This is a genomic window from Colwellia sp. 5_MG-2023, from assembly GCF_030547795.1.
Classification (GTDB): domain Bacteria; phylum Pseudomonadota; class Gammaproteobacteria; order Enterobacterales; family Alteromonadaceae; genus Colwellia.
The window spans coordinates 50,717-60,719 of sequence record NZ_JAUOPW010000023.1 but is presented as its reverse complement, the minus strand read 5'-3'; the positions used below and the strand labels follow the sequence as shown (position 1 = coordinate 60,719).

General features: G+C 33.9%; 14 protein-coding genes. All 14 read left to right on the top strand.

Annotated features, from left to right (window positions below; all coding sequences use genetic code 11):
* Positions 1 to 333: 333 nt before the first annotated feature.
* The 14 genes from Q4496_RS14190 (at position 334) to Q4496_RS14125 (ending at position 9,979) form a co-directional block, all read left to right on the top strand.
* The gene (locus tag Q4496_RS14190) at positions 334 to 861 is read left to right on the top strand and encodes a DUF3750 domain-containing protein (RefSeq protein ID WP_215971590.1); all 528 of its coding nucleotides are present in this window, start codon (positions 334 to 336) and stop codon (positions 859 to 861) included.
* Between the two features lie 306 nt (positions 862 to 1,167).
* Positions 1,168 to 2,499: a diguanylate cyclase gene (locus tag Q4496_RS14185; RefSeq protein ID WP_215971589.1), complete on the top strand. Its 1,332-nt coding sequence runs from the start codon at positions 1,168 to 1,170 to the stop codon at positions 2,497 to 2,499.
* A 129-nt stretch (positions 2,500 to 2,628) separates the two neighbouring features.
* A complete protein-coding gene (locus Q4496_RS14180; RefSeq protein WP_215971588.1) occupies positions 2,629 to 3,342 on the top strand; it encodes an NYN domain-containing protein in 714 nt (237 codons plus the stop codon).
* A complete protein-coding gene (locus tag Q4496_RS14175) occupies positions 3,343 to 4,152 on the top strand; it encodes a nuclease-related domain-containing protein (RefSeq protein WP_303610692.1) in 810 nt (269 codons plus the stop codon). It abuts the gene before it with no gap.
* A gap of 138 nt (positions 4,153 to 4,290) precedes the next feature.
* Entirely contained in the window at positions 4,291 to 4,785 is a 495-nt protein-coding gene (locus Q4496_RS14170) for a GNAT family N-acetyltransferase (protein ID WP_303610693.1), read from the top strand.
* 69 nt (positions 4,786 to 4,854) lie between these two features.
* Positions 4,855 to 5,271, top strand: coding sequence for a GFA family protein (locus Q4496_RS14165; protein ID WP_215971586.1), 417 nt, complete (start codon positions 4,855 to 4,857; stop codon positions 5,269 to 5,271).
* Positions 5,272 to 5,455: 184 nt separating this feature from the next.
* Positions 5,456 to 5,662 (top strand): ParD-like family protein, encoded by a 207-nt coding sequence (locus Q4496_RS14160; protein WP_215971585.1) that lies wholly within the window; start codon positions 5,456 to 5,458, stop codon positions 5,660 to 5,662.
* Positions 5,655 to 6,431 carry a type I methionyl aminopeptidase gene (map, locus tag Q4496_RS14155; RefSeq protein WP_215971584.1) on the top strand — a complete coding sequence of 259 codons (777 nt, stop codon included), beginning with the start codon at positions 5,655 to 5,657 and terminating at the stop codon, positions 6,429 to 6,431. The genes Q4496_RS14160 and map overlap by 8 nt, the downstream gene beginning before the upstream one ends.
* 105 nt (positions 6,432 to 6,536) lie before the next feature.
* On the top strand, positions 6,537 to 6,857 hold the full coding sequence (locus Q4496_RS14150) for a hypothetical protein (protein WP_303602787.1): 321 nt from the start codon (positions 6,537 to 6,539) through the stop codon (positions 6,855 to 6,857).
* Between the two features lie 62 nt (positions 6,858 to 6,919).
* Complete coding sequence (locus Q4496_RS14145; protein ID WP_303610691.1) at positions 6,920 to 7,612, top strand: aspartate/glutamate racemase family protein; 693 nt, start codon at positions 6,920 to 6,922, stop codon at positions 7,610 to 7,612.
* A gap of 285 nt (positions 7,613 to 7,897) precedes the next feature.
* Positions 7,898 to 8,212: a DUF4144 domain-containing protein gene (locus tag Q4496_RS14140; RefSeq protein WP_215971581.1), complete on the top strand. Its 315-nt coding sequence runs from the start codon at positions 7,898 to 7,900 to the stop codon at positions 8,210 to 8,212.
* A gap of 112 nt (positions 8,213 to 8,324) precedes the next feature.
* Positions 8,325 to 8,900 (top strand): YdeI family protein, encoded by a 576-nt coding sequence (locus Q4496_RS14135; protein WP_303610690.1) that lies wholly within the window; start codon positions 8,325 to 8,327, stop codon positions 8,898 to 8,900.
* 68 nt (positions 8,901 to 8,968) lie between these two features.
* Positions 8,969 to 9,457, top strand: coding sequence for an AAA family ATPase (locus tag Q4496_RS14130; protein WP_303602789.1), 489 nt, complete (start codon positions 8,969 to 8,971; stop codon positions 9,455 to 9,457).
* A 120-nt stretch (positions 9,458 to 9,577) separates the two neighbouring features.
* Positions 9,578 to 9,979 carry an NUDIX domain-containing protein gene (locus Q4496_RS14125; protein ID WP_215971578.1) on the top strand — a complete coding sequence of 134 codons (402 nt, stop codon included), beginning with the start codon at positions 9,578 to 9,580 and terminating at the stop codon, positions 9,977 to 9,979.
* Positions 9,980 to 10,003: the final 24 nt, after the last annotated feature.

Here is a 10,003-nt window from a genome sequence, read left to right as displayed (position 1 = left end):
CGTAACCATTTAACAATAACCCTAACCATAATAACCACCTACCTATATCACGGTTAAACTTTCGCACGTCTAAAAATAGGTATTTCTCTTATTTATTTGATAATTTCGTCAAATGATTCTTATCAGGGCTGATAAATAATTATTGCATTTATTTTGAATCGCTATTTCACCTATTTTATTTTAATATACTTTATTGCTTTATAAGCGAGTGTCCTCGTTAATTTTTTTAATATACTTTATTGCTTTATAAGCGAGTGTCCTCGTTAATTGTGTCCTTGTTAATTTTTTATCAAGGGTTTCAGTGAAATAGAATGTATAAGACAAGTAGGATATATGAGAACTTTGATTATTGCTTGCGTTGTATTGTTTATTAGTGCTTGTTCAAACACTGATTGGCGTACAGCGAGCCGAGAGCCTGCGGGTATTGCTACTCTTCCTAGTGAAGATAGCAGAGCTATTATTGAATTTTATGCTGCCGATGCGTATAGCTGGCGTGGTTGGTTTGCTGTTCACCCTTGGATTGCAATTAAAGAAGAGAAAGCAACTAAGTATAATGTTTATGAAGTTATAGGTTGGCAAGTAGAACGTGGCTTATCTGCTATAAGAGAATACGAAACGGAGACACCAGATAGATATTGGTTCGGATCCAAACCTCAATTATTGCTTTCGATTAAAGGGGAGAAGGCCGCTGAGCTTATTCCCCAAATTAAAGCAGCCATAGCGGGTTACCCTTGGGCAAATGAATATCGTGTTATTCCAGGCCCAAATAGTAATACCTTTGTCGCTTGGGTGGCGCTTCAAGTACCCGATCTTGAACTAGAATTACCGTTTAGTGCCATTGGCAGTGGTTATGCCGATTAATGAGTGTAATTAACAAAATTACAAAATCTACAAAGTAAGTCGCTCAAATTTTCAAATTTGAACAACACAGACTTCTCAACTAAGGTTAATAAATAACTTGTATGTAGCGACCCTTTACAATCCTATAAACTTTTTAAAGTTTGTTGATTGGATTACAAAGAGTAACTTGTTCAATTTGAAGTAAATTGGGATTATTTCCTAATGAAACTTTATATAATAGCCTTATTTAAGCTATACAATGTTCTACAGTTGTGATGTCTATTTCAAACCATCATAAAAACAATAACTAATAATAAGAAACAGACCATGAATGTTCTAAGTGCTTTTATACTTAACGTTGCTATATATTCAATTTTCCCTCTGTTATTAACCACTGTAAAACCTAAATCACGCACGATCTTATTTTATGTATATATCAGTACTGTATTAGTTTTAGGTGGCGTGCTCGGTAGTATTTATTCATTTAAGTTAAGCGAAAACATCGTTATTTCAGGCGGAACTATCGCTTTTGGTGCTTTCATGATGAGTATTACCATGCTGATAATAATTGAACGTAACGTCAGCGTTATCAATAATGTAATGAAGCTAGTTTTACTGGTGAATACGCTTACTTATCTTAGTTTTAAACTTTACAGTTTGTTGCTTGACTCAGATGTGGTTATTAATCATCTTAATATTTCGATAGATATATTTCAGACTTCTTTTTCAATGCTATTAATAGGTGGAGGATTAATAATTTTAGAGTTATTAATCTTACTGTTTTTGTTTATTCAAATTCGTAAAGTTATCTTTAATATTTCTTTTCTTGCCTTTATTTATACTGCTGCATTTATCGTTATTTTATGTATTGATGGTTTGCTATTTCCTCTGATTGCGATTGGTTTGGATGAAAACCTAAGCAATATCATCATGGATAATATAACCGGTAAATTGATACTAGCTTTAAGCTATAGTTTTCCTATGTTGATTTTTTATTGGGTATTTAAACGACATTTAGTGCGATTTCTAAAATCCCCCATACAGCTTAAAGATTTGATGACCGCACCAAGAAAAAAATTACTTGAAGAACTTCATCGTTACGAAATGCAGGATCAACAATTACGCCAAAAGAATTTAGAGTTATTAGAATTGTCTAATCAGGATTCATTGACATCATTAGCCAATAGAAGAAAATTTGATGACGCCTTAAATATTGAATGGAAGCGGTGTGAACGTAGTAAAAAACCTCTAACATTGGTGATTGGTGATTTAGACTTTTTCAAGCAATATAACGATCAGTATGGTCACCAAAAAGGTGATCATTGTCTTAGAGCGATAGCAGTTCTGTGGGGAAAGTGTTTTAGCCGTCCTGCAGACTTGGCTGCTCGAATAGGTGGTGAAGAATTTGCCATGATATTACCCGAAACGCTGGCAGTTCAATGTGTTGATGAATTAAATCTGTTTATGCAAAGATTAGAATCGGAAAAAATTCCCCATATAAAATCTACGGTGTCAGATTATGTCACCATGAGTATTGGAGTGGCTAGTGCTATCCCCAATAAAGATAGCTCTGCGAATGAGTTATTAGATTTAGCTGATAAGAATCTTTATCAAGCTAAACAGCAGGGAAAAAATCGTATTATTAGTACAAATAACTAAAAATTAATAAAAAATTAATAAGGACAGTCAATTAAATATTTAGCCCTTATGTTCAAATAGTGAAATGAGTTGAAATTTTATGAGGGTATGGCATAAATAGATTATATAGCACTTGAAAGGAATCAAATTTTGAAGGACAAGGAAAAAATCGCATTATTTATTGATGCTGATAATGCGCCTGCTGCAAAGATTGATGTTATTTTGTCTGAACTTGCACGTTATGGTGTTGTTAACATTCGTAAGGCTTATGGAAACTGGAAAAGTCACTGTATTAAACCTTGGGAAGATGTTCTTCATGAATATGCCATTCAACCTATCCAACAATTTGATCTAACCAAAGGTAAAAATGCCACCGACATTGCACTCGTCATTGATGCGATGGATATTCTTTACACTAAAGATGTAGATTCAATTTGTCTCGTTTCTTCTGATTGTGATTTTACACCACTCGTCACTCGTGCATTAGCCGATGGTAAATTTGTTATTGGGTTTGGCGAAAGAAAAGCTCCAAGTGCTTTTGTTAATAGTTGTTCTAAATTTCTTTATTTAGATGAAATGAAGCAAGAGGAAAAGCCGGTAAGTAAAAGTGAACCAAGTATTAAGTGTGATACTAAATTAATAAATATGCTTCGCCAAGCGGTTGAAGCGTCTGAAGATGATGCAGGTTGGGCACAACTAGGGCCTATTGGAAAACACATATCAAATCATGCTTCCTTCGATCAACGTAATTATGGTTTCAAAAAATTGAGTGATTTGTTTGCTGCAATCGATTTATTTGAAATGAAGCGTACGAATGGCTCTGTTACTTGGGTAAGGGACATACGTAAACATAAGTTAGTCTAGATGGATTTATCAATTTTTATCAATATGATGTTAAGTGCTGCTTGGTATTTAATACCGAGCCTCATAATTATTTCTATCATAAAATCTTCTTGGTTCAAAGGTTTACTTGGTGAGTGGCAAGTTAACTTACTGATTAAGCTATTCTTAGACAAAAATATGTATCACCTTATTAAAAACGTAACATTACCAACATTTATTAATAATATAGAACAGGGAACAACTCAGATAGATCACATTATTGTATCCCAATACGGTATTTTTGTGGTTGAAACCAAAAATATGAAAGGATGGATATTTGGAGGTGAAAACCAAAAGCAATGGACGCAACAAATCTATCGGCACAAATCAAAATTTCAGAATCCACTTCACCAAAACTATAAACACGTTAAAACATTAGAATCTTGCTTATTTACTGATAACAATAGTGGAAACACTCCTATATTCTCAGTTATCATCTTTATTGGTGATAGTACCTTTAAATCGAAAATGCCTGACAATGTAAGGTTTGCACGCGGTGGTATCAGATATATTAAAAGTAAAACTGACATTGTTTTCAATACAGAAGAAACACAAAGTATTATCGAACAGATTGAAAGTGGCAGGTTAGAGTATAGTTTTAAAACTAACCGACAACATGTTAAACATGTCAAAGAAATTATCCAAGCTAAGACTCATAGCAAACTTTGCTCAAAATGTGGTGCTGAAATGGTTTTACGTAAGGCGACTAAAGGTAAGCACTCAGGTAATGAATTTTGGGGATGTAGTATGTTTCCAAAGTGTAGGAATATTATCCAAGCAAGGCGTTACTAAGGCTTTTATGTAATAAGTTAAATTAGTATATGGAAGATATTAGCTGTATTTTTTGTCAACATATTAGTAAAGAGTTTTCAGTTTTTTATTGTTATGGTATGTGCAAATTGTAAATTTGCGTAGGAATCGATTTTGGAAATGAAAATTAGACGGTTAGCAAGCTCAGATAACAACGATTTATTTGAAATATATAATTTCCCATCACTTTTAGAGAATACTTCTCAGCTGCCTTTTCTTAATGCAGAGATAGTGGAAAATTTATTTAATAGTCCAGATAATTATACTTTAGTTGTCGAGAGTCAATCTCGGGTTGTGGGGCATATAACTATTTTCTTGAAAAATAAAATTCGAGAAAAGCATGGGGCAAGTATAGCTATAGCTGTTCATCCTGATTTTCATGGTAAAGGCGTTGGTAAAATGCTAATGCTTGAGGCTATAAATCAAGCTGATAATTGGTTGAACTTAGTGCGCTTAGAGTTAGAAGTACACTCTGATAATTTAGCTGCGATATCACTTTATAAACATGTTGGGTTTGAAATAGAAGGCACTAAAAAATTAAGTGCCTTTAAATCAGGCAAATATTTAGACGTACATATGATGTCAAGAATACGACCAGATTATCTGGTAAAGTGATAAATAATTTAAATATAAACAATGCAAATAAAATACTCAGCTTTATCTATTTATTAAGGTGTTACCAATATGTCTAATGCAAAAACAAATTGTCTTTGTGGTGCTGTCACAATCACTGTGAAAGAGGTTGATCCTAAGTTTACAGTTTGCCACTGCCAATCATGTAGAACTTGGGGGGGAGGGCCATTCTTTGCGGTTAAATGCGGAACTAACGTAAAAATTGAAGGTGAAGATAAAATTAAAATGTATGAGTCATCATCTTGGGCATCGCGAGGTTTTTGTAATGAATGTGGCACTCATCTGTTTTATAAATTTAAAGCTACAGGTGAATATAATATGCCGGTAGGGATGTTTCATAACTTAAAAGGGTTAGAAATGGATATGCAATATTTTAGTGATATGCGACCTAACTATTATTGCTTTTCAAATGCAACCAAAGAGATGACTACCGATGAGATCATGGCTTATTTTTCAGCTGAAATATAATTAAATTTATAATAAAAATATTAAATTAAAGTGCTAAATTAAAATGACAGTTGGCTGTGGAAAATGTTAATGCTCATATTAGGGTTAGTAATCACTTTTCAGTTAGTGAAGAGTAAATTTACTACGTTGACATTTTATTTTTATGAATATATGATTTATATATAATTCATATATGGAACGTATAATGGGAATCGTAAAAATATCAGACGAATTGCATGAAGAAATTAGAAAGTCGAGCAATGTCATGTCTAGGTCTATCAATTCACAAGCAGAATTCTGGATAAAACTAGGTATGCTAGCTGAGTTAAACCCAACACTTACTTATCACGAAATCATTAAAAAGCAATTATTGAAAGAAAAACTTACTATTGCGGAGCTTTTACATGAATAAATCAATGTTAAAAACTGATGCAGAAATTGAGTTTATGAGAGAGTCAGGTAGACTTTTAGTTCAAGTATTTAAAATGCTTGATGATTTTATCTGTGAAGGGATAACAACATTAGAGATTGACGCTAAAGTCGAAAGTTATATTGTTAATGTATTACATGCTCGCCCTGCGAGTAAAGGGCAGTATGGTTATCAATATTCACTTAACTCATCGGTAAATGATGTTGTCTGTCATGGTGTACCTAATAATATCTCTCAATTAAAAAGCAAAGATATTGTAAATATTGATATTACCTTAGAGAAAAATGGTTATATCAGTGATTCAAGCAAAATGTATGTACTTAGCACCGCTAGTCCTGAAGCTAAACGTTTAGTTAAAACAACGTATGAAGCTATGTGGAAAGGTATTCAAGTAGTAAAACCAAAAGCAACATTGGGTGATGTTGGTCATGCGATACAAAAACATGCCGAAGCTTCTGGTTATAGTGTCGTTCGAGAATATTGCGGACATGGAATCGGTAAAGAAATGCACGAAGATCCTCAAGTACTTCACTATGGGAAACCACATACAGGCTTAGTGCTTGAAGCGGGAATGACATTTACTATAGAGCCAATGATTAATCAGGGTTCGCAAAAAATAAAAATTAAAAATGATGGCTGGACCGTAGTGACTAAAGATAAGAAACTATCTGCACAATGGGAACATACTATTTTAGTGACAGAGACTGGTTTTGAAGTATTAACGCTTCGAGATGAAGAAAAAGCGGCTTAACAAATTATGTAAAATGTATTAAGCGTTAGCTCTTGCTTAGTCGTTGTTTATTATAACTAATTATCCTTGCTATTTTATGGAGTATATAGCCAATATGGAGCACAAATGATTATCCAAGTTTTTAGACCAAAGCAGCTCGCAGATATGGCGCGAGACTATAAGTTATTTGCAGATGGTGTAGAGGTAGCAACAATTACAAGAGGGTCTATACAATCGATTGAAATTCCCGATGATACTAAAAACCTTCAGGCAAGAATTGATTGGTGTTCAAGTCAAACTTTTCCAGTTCACGCTATAACTGAAAATGGCATTGTTATTAAAAATTCCTTTGCGAGTAATATAATAACATTGCTTTTATTACCCTTGTATTACATTACTTTCGGTAAAGGTAAGTATTTAAAAATTGAATCTGACATGTCACGTTAATGTTTAGCTTAGCGAAAAACGGTATAGACTCGTTATATTGTTAACGTATTTTGAGAGGTAGTATGAAAACAATTGGTCTTTTAGGTGGTATGAGCTGGGAAAGCTCAGTTGGATATTATCGAAAGATTAATGAAGGCATTAAAGCAGCTTTAGGAGGCCTGCATTCTGCAAGAATTGCCATGTATAGTGTTGATTTTGATACCATTGAGAAGTTAAAACACACTGGTGATTGGGATGGTACTGCAAAAATACTCTCTCAAGCTGCCATTAATGTTCAACGTGCTGGAGCTGATTGTTTACTTATTTGTACAAATACCATGCATAAAGTTGCTCCTCAAATAGAAGAAGCGATTAATATCCCTTTATTACATATAGCTGATGCTACTGCTGAAGTTTTGGTTAAAAGAGGAATTAAAACGGTTGGCCTATTAGGCACGGCTTTTACTATGGAGCAAGATTTCTACAAAGGGCGTCTACGAAATAATTATGGTTTAACGGTGCTAGTTCCTGATGAAACAGATAGAAAAATTATTCATCATGTTATTTATAAAGAGCTTTGCCTTGGAAATACCATTCCATCTTCTAAAGATGAATACCTCAGAATTATTAATTCTTTAGCTAATCAAGGCGCCGAGGCGGTAATTCTTGGATGTACTGAAATTGGCATGTTAATTGATCAAAGCGATACAAATGTTACCTTGCTAGATACCACCGCTATTCATGCACAAAAAGCAGTTAAATGGGCAATTGAATAGTAAGTAACCTGAGCTCGGCTTAATATATTCTTCTCTAATCGCTACTTTTACTAGCAATAGACTAGCTATTGACGCGAAATTTTCCTTGAAGAAAGAAAAACTATCAAGCTAGAGTATAAGTTAAATTTTATTAATAATTATTTCAATGGATTAAAAACATCTTAAACCGAGTTCAGGTTAAGTAGATAATAAAATTTAACATCGTGATAGCCGGTTTTATCAGCTTTTACATTTTAATCACTAATTTAGCCTGTTTGGGCTGTAAAATACATTAAGGTAATTGTTATGATTTCGTGGCCATGTATGTTGAAACTTGATGGTGATGATGAACTTATTTACTTAGATTCATTTCAAAAATTTAACTTAGAGTGTAGTGAACTTATTTTTACTGACGATGATTATGTAATCGATGCATCAGGTAACTGCTATCTGATTAAGTCTATTTCAGGGATGCTTGATTTAATTGCCAACGACATTAGGCTGTCAATAGACGAAGTTGTAAAATTAGTACGTGCGCATGAATTTAATAAGGTTTCTGTTTGTCTTACGAAAATTAATTTTTTAACCGTTTCTGAAGCGATACATTCATTAAATTATTAACTTCATAAACTTGTTTTTTAAACAAACAGCCGCTAGTGATGTTGCTATTTATTATTACAACGAGTTACGTTAGTCACTACATAAGGCGAGACCCAAAAGAGGTTATTACGAAATGCCAGAGCCTGATCCGCTAAAAATAAAAATATTCCCAACACCAAAAGATTTAAGCCAATGGCTAAAGGCGAATCACGCGTCTGAAAGTGAGCTTTGGGTTAAAATATACAAGAAAAATACGGGTATTGCGAGTGTCACTTGGAATGATATCGTGATCGAGGCGCTTTGCTGGGGATGGATTGATGGTGTTAAAAAATCAATTGATGCGCAAGCTTATCTGCAACGTATTACGCCAAGAACTGTACGAAGTAACTGGTCTAAGAGGAATACCGAGCATGCTGAACGTTTGATACGTGAAAACTTAATGATGGAGCCTGGTCTTGTGCATATTCGCGCGGCAAAAGCGGATGGTCGTTGGGAAAATGCTTATGTTGTCAGTGAAATAGAAGTTCCCACCGATTTTTTAGTTGCACTAGAGAGTAAGCCAAGCGCAAAAACTTTTTTTGAAAAACTAACTAAATCAAGTCGCTATGTTATAGCTCATGGTTTAATAAGTGCGAAAAAATCCGAAACTAGATCAAGGCGTTTTACAAAATTTATTAACATGTTAATTAATGAAGAGAAGCCCAAATAAATTAAATGTAATATTGCAAACAAAACAGAGTAAATCCTTTAACAGTGTTTAGGCGCTAAGGAATAATATTGAGTAAAGTTGTTATTTTTGGTAATTCAGGATCGGGGAAATCAACGCTCGCAAAACAGTTAGCGTTACACGACGATCTTGCTCATTTAGATTTAGACACTATTGCTTGGAAACCGATTACTCCACCAGAGCGATTGCCTATTGCCGAGTCTAGTATATTGCTGAATAACTTTTTATTAACCCACAATAACTGGGTAGTTGAAGGTTGTTATGCCGATTTATTAGCAGTTGTCATTGAGCAAGCAGACGAAATTATTTTTCTAAACTTACCTGTTTCTGCTTGCATAAAAAATGCTAAAGCTCGCCCTTGGGAACCACATAAATATGAAAGTAAGGCTGCTCAAGATGCTAATTTGGCAATGTTAGTGAATTGGATTTCACAATACGCTGATCGAACCGATACCTTTTCGAAAGTTGCACATGAAAAGTTATATCACGACTTTAAAGGTAAGAAACGAATGCATTTGTCGAATGAGCCAGAAGTCTAACAAATTATTGCAAAGCACAAATAATTTACAATTTCATTCTGAAATGTCGTAATTATATTGCTTTAAAGTCAAATCAAATAGTTAAGATGGTTAGCGTAATTAAGATTAATAGGAATACTTGTGAAAAAAGAAATTGATAAGCTTGCTTGGTTACACATTCAAGACGGCAAACTACTAAGTGCTCGCTCAAAAGATAAACTGCTGTTTTATATTCCAGGTGGTAAACGAGAAGCAGGGGAGTCTGATGAGCAAGCACTGATACGGGAAGTTAAAGAAGAAATATCGGTAGATTTAATGCCAGATTCGATTCAATATGCAAAAACTTTTAAAGCACATGCCGATGGTAAAAATACCGATACTGTTGTGAAACTAACGTGTTATTTTGCCGACTTTTATGGGGAACTTGCTCCAGCTGCTGAAATAGAAGAAATTGATTTTCTTGACTATCAGGATAAACATCTTTGTTCACTTGGATCTATTAAAGTGATGGATTGGCTCAAGAGCCAAGGTTTATTAAATTAATTTTATACCGTGATTGAATACTAG